This is a genomic window from Kitasatospora sp. NPDC127121, from assembly GCF_042677305.1.
GTDB lineage: Bacteria > Actinomycetota > Actinomycetes > Streptomycetales > Streptomycetaceae > Kitasatospora.
The window spans coordinates 74,438-91,126 of record NZ_JBHXTQ010000002.1 but is presented as its reverse complement, the minus strand read 5'-3'; the positions used below and the strand labels follow the sequence as shown (position 1 = coordinate 91,126).

Genomic DNA, 16,689 nt, shown 5'->3' with positions numbered 1-16,689 from the left:
CGCCATGCTGGCAGAGGGGACTGACACCAGCTCCGCCAACACCGTCACTGTGGCAAGGGGGACTGACACCAGCCTTGCCGAGACCCATTGTGAACACACGACCGACCTCGGCGCCATCCCTCGAACAGGTGATTCAGTCACTAATCGCTGGACACCGGTGCACAGAGCGCTACGCTGGTGGCCGATCGCCCTGCTGATCACGCTCCTTGTCGCCCCATATAGTGCGCTTCCCGTCCCGGGACTGCTCGACGGCCCGCTCGGCAGCCCCGGCAGCCTGCAACTGCTCGCCCTGTGCCTGCTCTACGGGGCCCTCGCCTCCGGCTACGACCTCCTGCTCGGCCGTACCGGACTGCTCTCCTTCGGCCACGCGCTCTACTTCGCGACCGGCCTCTACGCCACCGACCTCGGCATGCTGGAACTGCGACTGCCGTTCGCCGCCGCGGCGGTCTTCGGCGTCGCCTGCACCGTCGCGCTGGCCCTGCTGCTCGGCTCGGTCAGCCTCCGCGTCACCGGCATCGGCTTCTCCATGGTCACCCTCGCCTTCGCCCAGGCCGGCTCGATCCTCGTCCAGCGCAACCCCGGTGGCGTCACCGGCGGTGAGGAGGGCCGCTCCGCCCCGGCCGACCTGCTGCCCTCCGGCCTGCTCGGGATCGAGAACACCGCCAACCTCTACTGGATCGCCGTCGGCTACCTGGTGCTGACGGTCGCCGTGGTCCACTGGGCCGTCAACTCGCCGGCCGGTCGGGTCTGGGAGGGGATCAAGGAGAACGAGCGCCGGGTGGAGGTGCTCGGACTGCGCCCCTACGGCTACAAGTTGGTCGCCTTCGTGCTCGCCGGCGGCCTCGCGGGGCTGGGCGGGGTGGTCTACCTGCTGCTGACCGGCGGCGCCACCCCGCAGGCCGCCGGCTCCGACGCCACGCTCGCCCTGCTGGTGATGGTGGTGCTCGGCGGCTCGGGGACCCGCTGGGGTCCGCTGCTCGGCGGTGTCCTCTACACCTGGGCCAGCCACCGGCTCGGCGACCTCGCCAACTCGACGACGATCGCGGACCTGCCCGCGGTCCTGCGGGTGCCGCTCTCCCAACCCCTCTTCCTGCTGGGCACCCTGTTCGTCGCGGTGGTCTACCTGCTGCCCGGCGGCCTGGCTAGACTGCCTGCCCGCATTCGCGCCGCCCGATCCGCCCGTGCGGTCCGCACTCCGGCCGCTGCCCGGACCGCCCGTCCCACCGGAGGTACCCCCGCGTGAGCCAGTCGCCCCTGAAGCCCGAGGAGTTGACCGTCGCCGTGCCCGGAGGGGAGCTGGCGGTCCTGCGCTGGCCCGCCGCCGAGCCGGACGCCCCGACGATCGTGGCGGTGCACGGCATCACCGCCAACGGCCTCGCCTGGTACGAGGTCGCCCGTCAACTCGCCGGGCGGGTCACCCTGCTCGCGCCCGACCTGCGGGGGCGCGGCGGGAGCCGCGCGGTCGCCGGGCCGTACGGGCTGGCCCGGCACGCCGACGACGTGGCCGCACTGATCACGGCCCTCGGCACGGGCCCGACCACCGTGGTCGGCCACTCGATGGGAGCCTGGGTCACCGCCCTGGCCGCCGTCCGGCACCCGGAACTCGTCCGCCGGGTGCTGCTGGTGGACGGCGCGCTGACCTTCCCGCTGCCGGAGGGCATCCGTGAGGAGGACGCGCTGGCCGCGGTGCTCGGTCCCGCGCTGGCCCGGCTGTCGATGACCTTCCCGGACCGGGACGCCTACCGGGAGTTCTGGCAGCGGCACCCGGCCTTCGGGACGGCCTGGTCGGCGGAGATCGACGCCTACACCCAGCGCGACCTGGTCGGTGTCGAGCCCGAACTGCGCTCCTCCTGCGTGCTGGAGGCCGTACAGACCGACGGCGCCCAGGTCCTGCTGGACCGGGACGCGGCCACCGCAGTGCACCGGCTGCCCTGCCCGGCCGAACTGCTCTGGGCCGAGCGCGGCCTGCTCGACGAGCCCCAGGGCCTCTACGACCACCAGCGGATCGGGCTGGCCGGGCTGGACCAGGCCCGGGTGCCGGCCTCGCTGGTGCCGGACACCAACCACTACTCGATCCTCTGGGGAGAGCCGGGGGCCGAGTGCATCGTCCGCGGCCTGCTCGCGGACGTCACCGCCGCGGGGTAGCGGGCCCGGCCCCGACGACGGCGGCCGGCGGGGTCCGTCCACCCCGCCGGCCGCGCCTGTCCCGGTCTGCCCCGTCCCGGCCCGCCCTGTCTCGGTCTGCCCCGTCTCAGCCCGCAGCGCCGAGGAAGGTCTCCCAGCCGCCGCTCGGCGCCTGGCCGACGTTGAGCGTGCGCAGCTTGCGCAGGGTGGACTGGTCCTGCACCTCCAGCCACTCGACCAGCTGCCGGAAGGAGACCAGTCGGACGTCCGGCTTGCCCGCGATGGTCTTGAGGGTCTCCTCGACGGCGTCCATGTAGATGCCGCCGTTCCACTGCTCGAAGTGGTTGCCGATGAAGAACGGCGCACGGTTGCTGTTGTAGGCGCGGTCGAAGCCGGCCAGGTAGGAGTCCTTGGCCTGGGTGCGCCAGTCGTTGTACTTGGACGGGTCGCCCTTGGTGCTGCCCGCGGACTGGTTGGCCAGGATGTTGTAGTCCATCGACAGCACCTGGAAGGTGTGCCCGGGGAACGGGATGGACTGCAGCGGGAAGTCCCAGACCTTGCCGTCCTGCACCTTCTGCGGCCATATCTGCAGGCCGCCGGAGGAGCTGGCGTCGTACTTCCAGCCCAGCTTCGCGGCCGTCGGCAGGAGCGCCTTCTGACCCTCCAGACAGGGGGTGCGGCCGCCGATGAGCTCCTTCTTGTAATCGAAGGGGAGCGGGTCGACGTCGGTGAAGCCGGTGTTGGTCCGCCACTGGGTCACGAAGCCGATCGCCTGGTCGATCTCGCTCTGCCAGTCCTCCGGGGTCCACATGTTGACCCCGTTCTTGTCCGGGCGGCTGGAGCAGAAGTGCCCGTTGAAGTGGGTGCCGATCTCGTGCCCGGCCAGCCATGCCTGGCTGACGAGCTTGAGCGTGCTCTTGACCGCACCGTCCGACAGGTACGGGATGTCGGAGGCGCCGACCGAGTGCTTCGGCGGGTGGTACAGGTCGGCCTTGCCCTTGGGCAGGGCGTATATACCGGAGAGGAAGAAGGTCATCGTGGCCTTGTACTGCTCCGCCAGCTTGAGGAAGCGGGGGAACTGGCCGTCGTCGGTGCCACCCGCGCCGTCCCAGGAGAACACCACGAACTGCGGCGGCCGCTCACCGGGCTTGAGCTTCTCGGGCTTCGGCTGGTTCGGCTGCGGGCCGGTGTCGGCGTTGGAACCGTCGCCGATCGGAGTGCCCTTGGGCACCCCCGTCTTGGTCGGGTCGGTCGTGCCCGCCGGGGTGGTGCCGGGGCTGCCGCCGGTCGTGGGGGAGGAGGAGTTCTGGCTCGAACCGGATCCGCTGCTGGAACAGGCCGCGACCGCGCCGAGGGCCGCGGTCGCAGCGGTCGCACTGAGCACCGTCCTGCGCGAGATGCTGGTCATGGTCTCCCCTGGGTGCCGATGCCGGTGGTGAGGGCGGCCCGGGGCCGCACCGGTCAAATCGGGCAATTGATGAATTTTCCGCCGTTAGCATGCCATGTGGCCGCAGCGGCCACCAAGGCCGTCGGCCCTCTACGAGAGTCAACACGTCAGCAGGGCCGGGCTGGGCTGCAAGGATTCGTCGTCTGTTGCCGTCCTGTGACGCTTCGCTCCTCGCGCCGCCAGGGGAGTACGGTACCGCCGGTCCGGCGGGGCGGGTCAGAGTTCGTCAGCGCTCGGTACGGTTCGTCGCCCGTCCGGGCAGATCTCGCCTGTGGCGGGGGCGAGGCGAGGGGCGACCGGGACGTCCGGGGCCGGGGGCGCAGGCCGAGGCGCAGCGGTCAGAGCGCGGCGAGCCGTCGTCGGTTGCGGCGCACTATTCGCGCGATCGCGGTGCTGACGATGGTGGCAGCGGTGCAGGACACCGCGAGGCTCAACCAGGCGGTGTCGAACCAGTGGCTGTTCAGCCAGCCCAGCGTCACGATGTAGGCGGCCCAGACCAGCGCCGCCAGTGCCGACCAGTGCAGGAAGCGGTGCGGGTGGGCGGGGGAGTGGCCGATGGCCACGTCCAGGACGGTCCGCCCGGCCGGGACGAACCGGGCGACCACCACCATGGCCGCGGCCGCCCCGTGAGGGCGTTCGACCAGGGCCTGTTGGACCCTGGTCACGCTGGCCGCCAGTTCCGGGCGCCGGGCGAGCCGGCGCTGGAGCAGCGGGGCGCCGCGCCGGGCGAGGTGCAGGAGGAGGAGGTCGCCGAGGAAGGAGGCCACTGCCACGCCCAGGCCGAGCAGCACCGGGGCGCCGTCGATCCGCGCCGTCTTGAGCACCGCCAGGATGACTAGTGTCCCGCTGGGGATGAAGGGCAGGAGGGCGTCTCCGAGCACGGCGAAGAGCGCCAGGGCGCAGATCCACGAGGATCCGATCGCCGCCACGAAGTTCAAGGCCTGTACTCCCTCCACGCCGCCCGGGGGAGCAGGTGGCCGCTGAGGTCAACGCTAGCGCCTCGACTTTTCATGCCATGAAGCACCCCGGTATGCCGCGGGTCACAGACCTCGGCCCCGACCTGCGCAAAAGCGCGAGCCCTTCGCCTGGTGACTTCCGGCGCCGGCATGAAGTCGCCAGGAGTGTCCGCCCGCTGGCTCTCCGTCATTCGAATGGTCGGTCGGCGGCACCGTACCGGGCCGTGCCCGCCGGCGCCGGGCGGGATCGAAGCGGGGCCGGAACGGGGCCGGCGTACGGGCCGGAGCGGGGCCGCTGCACGGGCCGCGGTGGAGCGGGCGTGAGGTCGGCGCGGTGGTCGGTGTGCAGGTCGGAACGTGCCGGATGCGGGAACAGCCGGCCCGGCGCGGTGGTTGACCCCGGTCGGCAGCAGCGACCGCCGGGCCACCCGAGACCCGCGGTCGCCCACCAGGGCCGGCTCAAGAAAGCCAGAAGGGCGGACGGCATGACCACCGAGGACCAGCAGGAGCACCCGACCGAACCGCGGACCGGCGCGGCGATCCGGGGCACCGCCCGCGGTACGGCGCCCGCCCCGCTCTCCATCCTCGACCTGGCCACCGTGGGCGTCGGCTACACGCCCGCCGAGGCCCTGGCCGCGACCACCGCGCTGGCCCGCAACGCCGAGCAGTGGGGCTACCACCGCTTCTGGGTGGCCGAGCACCACGGCATGCCGGGAGTGGCCAGCTCCACCCCGGCCGTCCTGCTCGCCCACCTCGGCGCCAACACCACGACCCTGCGGCTGGGCTCGGGCGGGGTGATGCTCCCCAACCACGCCCCGCTGGCCATCGCCGAGCAGTTCGGCCTGCTGGAGGCCCTGCACCCGGGCCGGATCGACCTGGGGCTCGGTCGCGCCCCCGGCACCGACCCGGCCACCGCCCGGGCGCTGCGCCGCGGCCGCGCCGAGGGCGCCGACGACTTCCCGCAGCAACTCGCCGAGCTGACCCACTTCCTCGACGGCGACTTCCCCTCCGGCCACCCCTACGCCCAGCTGACCGCCGTCCCCCAGGGCGACGGGCGCCCGCCGGTCTGGCTGCTCGGGTCCTCCGGTTTCAGCGCCCAGCTGGCCGGCCGCCTCGGCCTGCCGTTCGCCTTCGCCCACCACTTCAGCAGCGTCAACACCGTCCCGGCGCTCGACCTCTACCGGGAGTCCTTCCGGCCCTCCGCGGTGCTCGCCGAGCCGTACGCGCTGATCGGTGTGAGCGCGGTCGCCGCCGAGGACGAGGGTGCGGCCCGTCGCCTCGCCCGCTCCGCGGCCCTCGGCATGCTCCGGCTGCGGCGCGGCAACCCCGGCCCGATCCCCACCCCGGAGGAGGCCGAGGCCTACCCGTACAGCCCGGCCGAGGCGGAGTTCATCGACAGCTGGCTCGACAACGTGGTGCTCGGCGCCCCGGGCGAGGTCGCGGACGGGCTGGAGGCCCTGCGCAAGCGGACGGGCGTGGACGAGCTGATGGTCACTTCGCACATCCACGGCCACGAGGCCCGGCTCCGCTCCTACGGCCTGATCGCCGAGGCGTACGGCCTGACGGCGGAAGCCTGACGGTCGAGGCCTGAGCACGGAAGGCCTGAGTACGGAAGGCCTGGGCGGAGAGGCCCGGCCGCCGGGTCCGCAGCGGGGCCGGCCCCGGTTACCGGCTGGTGTCCGGGCCGGGGCGGTCCTTGCGGAGTATGGCGGCGACGAGCTCGGCCTCGCCCGGCCGGGCGAAGTACCAGCCCTGGGCGGTGTCGCAGCCGGTCAGCCGCAGCCGTTCGGCCTGCGCGGCGCTCTCGATGCCCTCGGCAGTGACGGTCAGGCCGAGGGTGTGGGCCAGCTGCACCATCGCGCCCACGATCTGCTCGTCGGCGTCGCTGCGGCGGGAGCCGAGCTCGGGGAGTTCCGAAGGGTTCGTCGCCGGGGCCGGGTCGCGGAACCCCTCGATGAAGGTGCCGTCGAGCTTCAGGACGTGCACCGGCAGCCGGGAGAGGTAGGCCAGGTTGGAGTAGCCGGTGCCGAAGTCGTCGATCGCGATCCGCACGCCCATGTCCGCGAGCGCCTGGAGCGCCTGCAACGGCCGTCCGCCGGGGCCGAGCAGGGCGCTCTCGGTGATCTCCAGCTGGAGCAGCCGGGCCGGCAGCCCGGTGCGTTCGAGGGCGCGGGCGACGTCGGCGACCACGTCGGAGTCCCAGATCTGGCGGGCGGCCAGATTGACGCTCACGAAGGTCTCGGTCTCGGGGAACTCGGTGAGCCACTGCCGGGCCTGGCGGCAGGACTCCTCCAGTACCCAGGTGCCGAGGGGCACGATCGCGCCGGTCTCCTCGGCGAGCGGGATGAAGCGGTCCGGAGAGAGCGTCCCGTAGCGGGGGTGGCGCCAGCGGACGAGGGCCTCCGCGCCGTGGACGGCTCCGTCGGCCAGGCCGACCAGCGGCTGGTACTCGATGGTGAACTCGCCGCGCTCCAGGGCGGGCCGCAGTGCGGTGGCGAGGAGCTGGCGGGTCAGCTGGTGGGCGCCGCGGTCCGGGTCGTAGAGGGTCCAACGGGCGCGGCCGTCGGCCTTGGACCAGTAGAGCGTGGCGTCGGCGTCCTTGACCAGGTCGGTCGGGGTGGTCTCGTGCACGGACCGTTCGACGACGCCGACGCTGGCCGTGATGACCAGCCGGTGTCCGGCGACGTCGAAGGGGTGTTCCAGTTCCTGGAGGATCCGGGCGGCCAGGTCGGTCAGTTGGTCGCTGCCCCGGCTGTCGGTGACCAGGACGGCGAACTCGTCACCGCCCATCCGGGCCACCAGGTGGGCGTCGTGCCCGGAGAACCCGCGGCGCAGCCGGGTGGCGACGGCGATCAGCAACTGGTCGCCGATGTGGTGCCCGAGCGTCTCGTTGATCGCCGCGAAACCGTCGAGGTCCAGGTAGCAGACGCCGACCCGGCGCCCGTCCGCCGGCGCGAGGACGGTGTCGCTGGTGTCGGCGGTGTCGGGAGCCTCGGCGGGCTCAGCAGTCCCGGTGGCCCCGGTGGCCGTGGCGCAGGCGGCGTCGAGCCGCTCGAAGAAGGACGTCCGGTTGGGCAGTCGGGTCAGCGGGTCGTGCAGGGCCTGGTACTCCAGACGGTCACCGAGCCGGCGCTGCTCGGTGATGTCCTCCACCAGTGCGAGGGTGTAGAGCGGCTGGCCGGCGCCGTCCCGGATCAGCGAGACGGTGACCTTGCTCCAGACGGTGCGGCCCTCGCGGTGCTTGAGCTGCTTCTCCACGCGGAACCGCTCCCGCCCGCCGTGGACGAGTTCGGGGAAGAGCCGGTGCGGCATGCCCTCCGGATCGATGATCTCGTGCAGGTGGGTGCGGACCAGTTCGCCGACGCTGCGTCCGATCAGGGCGGCGAAGGCGGGATTGACCTCGATGATCCGGTCTTCGGGGTCGATCAGGGCCATCCCGATGACCGCGTCGCAGAAGGCGGCCCGGAATCGGGATTCGCTGGCCCGCAGCGCGGCCAGCAGCCGGTCGCTCCCGCCGTTCTCCTGGCCGGGGCCGTCGACGGCGCTCCGGTGGGTGCCGTCGGTCAGCGGCGCCGAGCAGGTGGGGCAGAGCAGCATCCCGGGGTCGTCCAGCACGGTTCCTGCCGCACTCGCCGCACTCGCCGCACTCGCCGCACTCGCCGTGCCGACGGCCCGGCCGCCGGTCGCGACAGCACCGACGGCCGTGACGGAACCGACGACGCCGACCGGACCGACTGGACTGATCGAACCGACCGAACCGACCGGACCGACTGGACCGACGGTGCTGACGTCCGGGCCCAGGAGGGGTGTTGTGAGGTGACGGTGGTGCGGTGTTTCCTCGTGCCGCACGCCCGGGTGGTGTGCGTCGGCCCCCTCGTTCTGGCCCGGCACGGCATGCTCCCGTCCGCTGCTGACGTTGGATGCTGGTCCGGCCGGCCGATCGGGACTCCGGCGGCCGGCTCCGCACTCTGTCGCGGTCCTCGGAGTCGGTCCGGTGCGGGGCGCCCGCCGTGGGGCGCTGTCGCGCGGAGACCCGCGTGAAGAACAGGGCGCTGCGGCCGATCATAGGCCGCGGCGGCAACGGGCGGTGACCGCCGCCAGGGTGATTCGCCCGCTTTGTGATCATGTGCGGCGGTACGCGCAGACGCCCCCGGTGCACATCACATGATGTGCGCCAGGGGCGCGTGCGCCGAGATCGCGCCCCCGGGCGCCGACCGCGCGCCCGGAGCGGCCGGAGCGCGCCGGGATCCGCCGGGGTCCGACGGGATCCGTCGGGGCGTCAGGCCAGCTTGGCGGTGAGGGTGATGGTGGTGCCGGTGAGCGCCTTGCTGACCGGGCAGTTGGCCTTGGCGTCCTCGGCGGCCTTGGTGAAGTCGGCCTCGTCCAGTCCGGGCACCTCGCCGGTGACGGTCAGGTGGATGCCGGTGATGCCGGTGCCGGGCTGGAAGGTGACATCGGCCTGGGTGTCCAGCTTGACGGGCGGGGTGCCGGCGCCGGTCAGGCCGTGCGAGAGGGCCATCGAGAAGCACGCGGAGTGAGCGGCGGCGATCAGCTCCTCCGGACTGGTCTTGCCGTTGGGCTGTTCGGCCCGGGCCGGCCAGGAGACGGGGTACTCGCCGATCCCGGACGAGGCGAAGGTCACCTGCCCCTTGCCGTCGAGCAGGTTGCCTTCCCAAGCGGTGCGGGCGGTGCGGGTGGTTGCCACGATCGGTACCTCCATTACTGAGGGACTGCTGAGTCGTCACTTCCGGTCATGCGCGCACCAGCCTACGGGGCGGCCCCCGTTCGGCCCGGGGCGGCGCGGGTCCGGGGCGGCGCGGGCCCGGATCGGCGCCGGGTGCCGGGCGGTGCGGGCAATGTCCGGATTGTGGACGGATCCGCCAAAAGGTGCGGCTCCACCACGGGGGCCCTGTTAGATTTGCCCGGGCCCGAGCCCGGCCGCCGTACGGCCGGGTGCCCACTTCAGACACCGGGAGCCGCCCCGATGACGGACCACCCCACGACCCCCGACGCAGGCCTGACCGACGGGGTCGACGCCGCCGTGCGGGCGGAGCTGACCAGCCTGCGCGAGAGCATCGACAACATCGATGCCGCGGTGGTCCACATGCTGGCCGAGCGCTTCAAGGCGACCCAGCGGGTCGGCCGGCTCAAGGCCGAGCACAAGCTGCCGCCGGCCGATCCGGCGCGTGAGCGCGACCAGATCAAGCGGCTGCGGGAGCTGGCCGCCGGGGCCAAGCTGGACCCGGTCTTCGCCGAGAAGTTCCTGACTTTCATCATCGCCGAGGTCATCCGGCACCACGAGGCCATCGCCCGCGCTTGAGAGCGCACCCCCGAGGGGGTCGGTGGTGAGCCGTCGAGGACGGCCCCGGAGCTGCCCGGCCCGGACATGTCGGGGGCGGCTAAACGCCGGATTTCGTGAGGCTCCGGGGTTGGCGTAGCGTGCAGGTTCCCCCAGCCGGAGAGGTGGAGCAGCGACGATGGCGGTGAACCTGCCCGAAACGCCGAGCGATGCCGGGTCCGGTCCGGCCCCCGCCGCCGGACGCGGCCCCGGTGCTTCCGAGGCCCCTGACGCGCCCGGAGGCCGTGCCGAGGCCCGCCGCCGTGCGCACGGTTCGCGTGGCCGCAAGGCCCGGCGGACCGGGCGTCGGCCCCGGCCCTGGTGGATCGAGATCCCGGCGATGGCGGCGGTGGGCCTGGTGGTCGCGCTGCTGATCAAGACCTGCCTGTTCCAGGTGTTCACCATCCCGTCCGGCTCGATGGAGAACACGCTGCGGATCGGCGACCGGGTGGGCGTGAACAAGCTGGCGCCGCTGACCGGTTGGAAGCCGGAGCCCGGGCAGCCGGTGGTGTTCAAGGATCCGGGTGGTTGGCTCCCGCCGCAGCCCGTCGACTCGAACCCGTTCACCAACGCGGCCGGCTCGGTGCTGAGCTTCGTCGGCCTGGTGCCGCCGAAGGACGACAACTACCTGGTCAAGCGGGTCATCGCGACCGGCGGCCAGACCGTGCAGTGCACAGGCACCACGCTGACCGTCGACGGGAAGAAGGTCGACGAGCCGTACCTGCACCCCGGCGACGACTCCTGCGCGGGCCTGGACTTCGGGCCGGTGACGGTGCCCTCGGGCCACGTCTGGGTCGAGGGCGACCACCGCAGCGACTCGGCGGACTCCCGCTACCACCAGCGCGGTCCGGGGGGCGGGGCAGTGCCGGTGGACAACGTGGTCGGGCCGGTGTCGGCCGTGGTGTGGCCGCTCAATCACCTCGACTGGTTCGGCTGGGTCGGCCGCTGACCTGCCGCTCGGCGGCGACCCGCTCCGAAGAGTCCGGAGCGTCCCGGGTGTCCGGAGCATCCCGGGAGTCCCGAGCGTCCCGGGAATCCCGGGAATCCCGAGCACCCTTGGCGTCCGCGGCCGCCGGCTTGCCGGTCTGCGCCGCGAAGGCGCCGGTCAGCACGAGCAGGCCGCCCGCGATCTGCGGCAGACCGAGGTGCTCGCCGAGCAGGACCCAGGCCAGCACGGTGGCGACGACCGCCTCAAGGTTGGCCACCACTCCGGCGACCGGGGGCGAGAGGTGCCCGACGGCGATCACGCCGGTCAGGTAGGCGAGCACGGTCGCGATGAGGATCATCCAGGCGGCCGGGAGCAGCGCGGGCAGGGTGTGCCCGTTCATCACCACGGACCCGCCGAGCGTGCTCCAGTCGGCCTGCCAGGGCCGGGTGAAGACGGTGAGCAGGACGGCGCCGATCAGCAGCCCGAACGCGCTGACCGCCAGCGGGTCGACCGGGCGCTCGCCCCGGCGGCCGGCGTCGGCGAGCACGAAGTAGCCGACCTGGCAGCAGGCCGCGCCGAGGGCGAAGAGCACGCCCAGCGCGTCGAAGCTCAGGCCGTTCCAGACCTCCACCACGCAGGCCAGCCCGGCGACCGCTACGCCGGCGCCGATCGCGGCGCCCCGGCTGATCGGCTTGCGCTGGACGAACTTGACGTAGCCGATGAGCAGCGGCGGTCCGAGGTACTCGATGAGCAGGGCGACGCCGACCGGGATGCGGGAGATCGCCGCGAAGTAGCAGGCCTGGACGCCGGCCACGGCGAGCAGGCCGAACCCGATCAGCAGGCCGGGGCGGCGCAGGACGGCGTCACGGTGGCGGTAGGCGATGGGGAGCAGGGCCACGGCGGCGCCGGTGACTCGGAGCCACACCACGTGCAGCGGTGAGAGGCCGGCCTCGATCAGCGGTTTCGCGGCGGTGCCGGAGCCGCCGAAGGCGAACGCGGAGACCAGCGCGAGGCTGAGGCCGAGGGTTCTGCCCGTGGGGAGGGTGGGCGAGGCCGTTGATCTGTGCACCGACGCATTGTGACAGTCATACCGGGCGTTCAGTAAGGTGCCATTCCGTCATTTGGTCCTGCACGGAACTGTGCGCAGCGGCGCACTCACCCAGCCTGCGCACGACCCTGCGCCGTCCGCGCCCCCTCGCCGTCCGCGCCCCCTCGCCGTCCGGGCCCCCTGCCGCCCAAGCCCCCCCCCGCCGCCGCTACCCGGCGTTCGCCCCCGCCCCGGTGGGCGTGTCCGGCCCGCCCGTGGGCTGGGTGGTCGGCTGCGTGGTCGGCGCCGTGGTCGGGCCGGTGGAGGGCGTCGGCCGGCCGGTGGGCCGCCCGGTGGGCCGCGTCGTCGGCGGGGCGGTCGGCTGCTGGGTGGCCGGGGGCGCGGTCGGCGGGCTGGTCACGCCGCCGCCGCCGGAGTTCGAGCCGCCGGCCGGCGTGGTCGGACCCGAGCCCGAGCCCGAGCCGGCCCCAGCGCCGTCGCTCGGCGGGGTGGTCGGCGCCGCGGGGGCGGTCGAGCCGCCGTTCGAGCCGGCCCCGGTCGACGGGGTGGCGCTCGGCGAGGACGGGGCCGTCGGCAGATCGGTGGCGCCGGAGGAGTCGCCGCCGTCGGCCGGGGTCTGGAAGTCGCTGACCGGCACGCCCTTGAGCGCCGCCTTCATGTAGCTGGTCCAGATCTGCGCCGGGAACTGGCCGCCCGCCGCGCCGTCGATCCCGCCGACGCCGCTCAGACTGACCTGGGCCCCGTTGCCAGGGTCCTGGCCGAACAGGGCCACCGAGGTGACCAGCTCGGGGGTGTAGCCGACGAACCAGACCGACTTCTGGTCGTCGGTGGTGCCGGTCTTGCCGGCCACCGGGCGGCCCAGTGCCTTGGCTCGCCAGCCGGTGCCGCCCGGGTCGCTCACCACGCCCTGGAGCATCGAGGTGACCTGGTTCGCGGTGTCCGTGCTGATCGCCTGGGTGGTCTTGTGCGCGGGCAGCGGGAGGGCCTCGCCCTCGCGGTCCACGGACTGCACCAGCCACGGGGTGATCTGCTTGCCGCCGTTGTCCAACGCCGCGTACACGCCGGCCATGTCGAGCACGCTCGGGGTGGCCGCGCCGAGCGGGATGGACGGCACCGGGTCGAGGCCCGGGGTGCTGCCGGGCAGGCCCAGCGCGATGCCGGTGTCCTTGACCTTCTGGAGCCCGGTGTCCTGGGCCAGCTGGGCGAACGCCGAGTTGACCGACCAGTCGGTGGCCTGCTGGAGGGAGATCTGGCCGTAGCTCCTGTCGCCCTCGTTCGGCGGCGCGTACGGGGTGCCCTTGCCGCCGCGGACCTTGCGGCCGCTGGTGCCGTCGTAGACGGTGCGCGGGGTGACGGTCCGGCCGTCCTGGGTCTTGGCGTTGTTCTCGAACGCGGCCGCCAGGGCGATCGCCTTGAAGGTCGAGCCGGCCTGGTAGTCCCGCCGGGTCGCGTTGTCGACGTAGTGCTTGACGTAGTCGACGCCGCCGTAGAGGGCGACGACCGCGCCGGTCTTCGGGTCCACGGAGACGGCGCCGGCCTGGGCGGCCGCGTCCTTCTTCCGCTTGTCCGGGTTCAGGGTGTCGCGCAGCTGCGCCTGGACGGAGTCCTGGAGGGCCTGCTGGCGGGCCGGGTCGATGCTCAGCTTGATCGTGTAGCCGCCCTTGGCCAGCTCGGTCTCGCTGATGACCTGGTTCGAGGTGAGGTACTGGGTGGCCTCGTTCACCAGGTAGCCGGTCTGGCCGGACAGGCCCGGGTTGGGCTGCGGGTCCTTGACGTCCGGGAACGTGATGGCGGACCGCTCCTCGGCGGAGAGCCAGCCCTCCTTGACCATGCCGTCCAGCACGTAGTTCCAGCGGTTGACGGCGTTCTGCTTGCCGGCCGGGGTCGCGGTGGCCACGTCGTAGGCGCTCGGGGCGTTCAGCAGGGTGGCCAGGTAGGCGCCCTGGGCGGGGTCGAGCGCGGAGGCGTCGACGCCGAAGTACGCGTGGGCGGCGGCCTGGATGCCGTAGGCGCCGCGGCCGTAGTAGGAGGTGTTCAGGTAGCCGGAGAGGACGTCGTCCTTGCTCTCGGTGGCGTCCACCTTGATGGCTATGAACAGTTCCTTCACCTTGCGGGTGACCGACTGCTTCTGGTTCAGGTACGTGTTCTTCACGTACTGCTGGGTGATCGTGGAGCCGCCCTGGGTGCCCGCGCCCTTGGCGGTGTTGACCGCGGCCCGGAGCAGGCCCTGCACGTTGACGGCGCCCTCGTGGTAGAAGTTGCGGTCCTCGGCGGCCAGTGCGGCGTGCTGGGCGGCGGGGGAGACCTTGTCCAGGCTGACGTTCTGCCGGTTGGTCTGGCCGGTGCGGGTGATCACGGAGCCGTCGGCGTAGAGCCAGGTGTTGCTCTGCGCGGTCGCGGCGGCGTGCGCGTCGGGGACCTTCACCAGCGTGACCCCGAGCGCGAACAGGCCGACGCCGAGCAGCAGGGCCACGGCGAGGCCGAGCAGGCTCATCCGCCAGGTGGGGATCAGCCGGCGCCAGCCGGTGCGCTTCGGACGGCGGGGCTTCCTGCCGCCGGTCGCGGGGGCGGCGCGCTGGAAGCGTTTGACCGGTCGGAGGCCTGTCGACGGCGTGCGACGGCCGCTCTGGGCGTTCTCGGACAAGGCGCGGCCTTTCCTGCGGGCGGACCGGGTCAGCCTGCACGGACGGGGACATCGGTGGTTAGGGACCTTTGTCCCGATTCCGGTTTACTGCCCTGGACGAGCCGGGCGGGCCGATTGGCTCCACCGGAACGGCAATCGAGACCGACATCACACGCAAAACGGACGTCGAAGGCCAAAAAATTGAGGAGCCCCTCGCTGCTGCGAGAGGCTCCCCAAATGTCTGTGCGCCGCCAGGGACTCGAACCCCGGACCCGCTGATTAAGAGTCAGCTGCTCTAACCAACTGAGCTAGCGGCGCCTGCTGACCTGGAAAACAATACACGGTCCCGGCGGGTGCCTCGAACCGCCCGGAACCGCCCGCATCCGCGCGGGAGCCGGCCCGCCGCCGAGCTGTCCGTTTCCGCCCGGTTGGGGTGCAGTTCGCCGCCGGTTAGGGTGGAACGGTGCCCAGCCCCAAGCCCGGACACCCGAACGCGCGGAAGGCGGTCGCCGCGCTGCTGATGCTCAGCGCCACGGCGTACACCGCGTGGGTGCTGGAGGTCGTGCTGAGCACCGGACTCGACCCGGTGCAGGCGTACATCAGCGAACTCGCGGCCGAGGACCAGCCGCTGGGCGGCCTGTTCCGGGCCACCGACCTGGTCGCCGGGCTCTGCGTGCTCGCCGCGGCTGTCACCGCCCTCGCCGGCGGGCAGGCCGGGCCGCGCGGTGCCCGGCGTGGGTGGGCGGTGGTCGGCTGGTCCGCGCTCGCCCTGTTCGGCGCGGCGACCGCCGCCGACTCCCGGCTGCCGCTCAGCTGCGCCCCCACCAGCGACGAGATGTGCGCCGCCCGCGAGACCGCCGGGCTCGTCCCCGCGACCCACACCGCGCACGCCGTCACCAGCAGCCTCGCCATGCTCGGTGCGCTCACCGGGCTGGCCGCACTCACCGTCGCCGCCCGCCGCTACGGCTGGTGGCCGCCGGTGCGCCGGATCGGGCCCTGGCTGCTCGGCGCCGAACTGCTGGCCACCGGCTGGAGCCTGGCCGCGATCGCTGCCTTCGAGGCCGGGCGCGGCACCTGGGCGCTCGGGGCCGGCCAGCGGCTCCAGGTGCTGCTGGTGGCGCTCTGGCTGGCCGTCCTGGCAGTGAGCCTGGCCCTCCCCGCAGGGGCGCCGGGCGACGAATCCACCTGGTCCGACGCTTCTCCGCCGGCGCACCGGGGGCCCCGGTCGGCCGAACGGCCCCCGGGCCGGGAGCCGGCATGACCGCACCCGACGACCCCCGCACCCGGGCGCGCTTTCTGCGCGTCGACGGCGTCCCGCTGCACGTCCGCACCGAGGGCAGCGGCCCGGTCTGCCTGCTCACCGGGGGCCTCGGCAGCAGTTGGTTCGACTGGGACCTGGTCGTCCCCTTCCTCACGCCCTACCGCACCGTGGTCCGCTTCGACCGGCCCGGCTACGGGCTGAGCGCCCCCGAGCCCGCCACCGGGCGGCCCGCCCCGACGGCCGCCGGCGAGGCCGAGCGGATCCGCGCGGTGCTGGACGGCCTCGGGCTGCGCGGGCCCTGCACCGTCGTCGGCCACTCGCTGGCCGGCTTCCACGTCGAGGCCTTCGCCCGGCTGCACCCCGACCGGGCCGCCGGGCTGGTCCTGGTGGACAGCAGTGTCGAACCGGCGGCCCGGCCGTACCCGGCCCCCGGCGCGCGCGACCTGGCGGCCCGGGCGCTCGCGGGCGCCGCCACCGCCGTCGCCGTGCCGTACCTGCTCGGCCCGGCCGCCCGCCGGCTGACGGCCCGGCTGTCCACGGTCTGCCGCGAGGACCTCGCCCCGGCGCCGCTGGTGCGGCACTGCTACCGCACCGGCCGGGCCCTGCGCGCCCTGCTGCGGGAGAACGCGCGCTACCTCGACCTGGCCGCCGAGGTGGACGGGCTGCGGCGCACCCGGCCGCTGCCGGAGGGCCTGCCGGTCACCGTGCTCGCCGCCGACGACGGCTGCCGCAGCCGCCGTACCGAGGAGTGGCTGGCCGGCCAGCGGGAGCTCGCGGCGCTGCTCGGGGCGGACTACCGCACCACCGCCCCGGCCGGGCACCTGGTGATGTTCGACCGCCCGGACGCGGTGGCCTCCGCCGTCCTGGACACCGGCTGAGGCCGGGCACCCGCTGCGGCGCCTACTGCGGCGCCTACTGAAAGGCCCACTGAAACGCCTCAGGCCGCCCACCGAAGTGAGCGGCC

Annotated in this window: 13 protein-coding genes and 1 tRNA gene; 7 read left to right on the top strand and 7 right to left on the bottom strand. The window is 73.4% G+C overall.

Going from position 1 to position 16,689, the window contains the following annotated elements:
- The first annotated feature begins 157 nt into the window (after window positions 1–157).
- Entirely contained in the window at window positions 158–1,243 is a 1,086-nt protein-coding gene (locus ACFVHI_RS02630) for a branched-chain amino acid ABC transporter permease (RefSeq protein WP_347878547.1), read from the top strand.
- The gene (locus ACFVHI_RS02625) at window positions 1,240–2,145 is read left to right on the top strand and encodes an alpha/beta fold hydrolase (RefSeq protein WP_380335051.1); all 906 of its coding nucleotides are present in this window, start codon (window positions 1,240–1,242) and stop codon (window positions 2,143–2,145) included. Before ACFVHI_RS02630 ends, ACFVHI_RS02625 begins: the two co-directional genes overlap by 4 nt.
- A gap of 106 nt (window positions 2,146–2,251) precedes the next feature.
- Here ACFVHI_RS02625 and ACFVHI_RS02620 read toward each other — a convergent pair whose 3' ends face one another.
- Both ACFVHI_RS02620 and ACFVHI_RS02615 read right to left on the bottom strand, forming a co-directional pair.
- Entirely contained in the window at window positions 2,252–3,532 is a 1,281-nt protein-coding gene (locus ACFVHI_RS02620) for a hypothetical protein (protein WP_063349262.1), read from the bottom strand.
- 377 nt (window positions 3,533–3,909) lie between these two features.
- Window positions 3,910–4,500 (bottom strand): DedA family protein, encoded by a 591-nt coding sequence (locus ACFVHI_RS02615; protein WP_244293667.1) that lies wholly within the window; start codon window positions 4,498–4,500, stop codon window positions 3,910–3,912.
- 512 nt (window positions 4,501–5,012) lie between these two features.
- Between ACFVHI_RS02615 and ACFVHI_RS02610 the strand changes: the two genes are divergently transcribed.
- A complete protein-coding gene (locus ACFVHI_RS02610) occupies window positions 5,013–6,104 on the top strand; it encodes an LLM class flavin-dependent oxidoreductase (RefSeq protein WP_063349264.1) in 1,092 nt (363 codons plus the stop codon).
- 88 nt (window positions 6,105–6,192) lie between these two features.
- On the opposite strand, the gene ACFVHI_RS02605 is transcribed toward ACFVHI_RS02610, so the two are convergent.
- Both ACFVHI_RS02605 and ACFVHI_RS02600 read right to left on the bottom strand, forming a co-directional pair.
- Window positions 6,193–8,124: a putative bifunctional diguanylate cyclase/phosphodiesterase gene (locus ACFVHI_RS02605; protein ID WP_380335233.1), complete on the bottom strand. Its 1,932-nt coding sequence runs from the start codon at window positions 8,122–8,124 to the stop codon at window positions 6,193–6,195.
- 682 nt (window positions 8,125–8,806) lie between these two features.
- Window positions 8,807–9,232, bottom strand: coding sequence for an OsmC family protein (locus ACFVHI_RS02600; protein ID WP_063351385.1), 426 nt, complete (start codon window positions 9,230–9,232; stop codon window positions 8,807–8,809).
- Window positions 9,233–9,511: 279 nt separating this feature from the next.
- Between ACFVHI_RS02600 and ACFVHI_RS02595 the strand changes: the two genes are divergently transcribed.
- Window positions 9,512–9,847, top strand: coding sequence for a chorismate mutase (locus ACFVHI_RS02595; protein ID WP_063349265.1), 336 nt, complete (start codon window positions 9,512–9,514; stop codon window positions 9,845–9,847).
- 157 nt (window positions 9,848–10,004) lie between these two features.
- Window positions 10,005–10,814, top strand: a complete 810-nt coding sequence (gene lepB, locus ACFVHI_RS02590) for a signal peptidase I (RefSeq protein ID WP_079135864.1) — start codon at window positions 10,005–10,007, stop codon at window positions 10,812–10,814.
- Here lepB and ACFVHI_RS02585 read toward each other — a convergent pair.
- From ACFVHI_RS02585 to ACFVHI_RS02575, 3 genes are all read right to left on the bottom strand, one after another.
- A complete protein-coding gene (locus ACFVHI_RS02585) occupies window positions 10,777–11,862 on the bottom strand; it encodes a DMT family transporter (protein WP_380335045.1) in 1,086 nt (361 codons plus the stop codon). The genes lepB and ACFVHI_RS02585 overlap by 38 nt on opposite strands.
- Before the next feature lie 187 nt (window positions 11,863–12,049).
- Window positions 12,050–14,485, bottom strand: coding sequence for a transglycosylase domain-containing protein (locus ACFVHI_RS02580; protein WP_380335042.1), 2,436 nt, complete (start codon window positions 14,483–14,485; stop codon window positions 12,050–12,052).
- A 223-nt stretch (window positions 14,486–14,708) separates the two neighbouring features.
- A tRNA-Lys gene (locus ACFVHI_RS02575) sits at window positions 14,709–14,782 on the bottom strand.
- Window positions 14,783–14,984: 202 nt separating this feature from the next.
- On the opposite strand from ACFVHI_RS02575, the gene ACFVHI_RS02570 reads away from it, so the two are divergent.
- Window positions 14,985–15,725 (top strand): DUF998 domain-containing protein, encoded by a 741-nt coding sequence (locus tag ACFVHI_RS02570; protein WP_079136315.1) that lies wholly within the window; start codon window positions 14,985–14,987, stop codon window positions 15,723–15,725.
- The gene (locus ACFVHI_RS02565; RefSeq protein ID WP_380335039.1) at window positions 15,722–16,603 is read left to right on the top strand and encodes an alpha/beta fold hydrolase; all 882 of its coding nucleotides are present in this window, start codon (window positions 15,722–15,724) and stop codon (window positions 16,601–16,603) included. The genes ACFVHI_RS02570 and ACFVHI_RS02565 overlap by 4 nt, the downstream gene beginning before the upstream one ends.
- The last annotated feature ends 86 nt before the right edge of the window (window positions 16,604–16,689 follow it).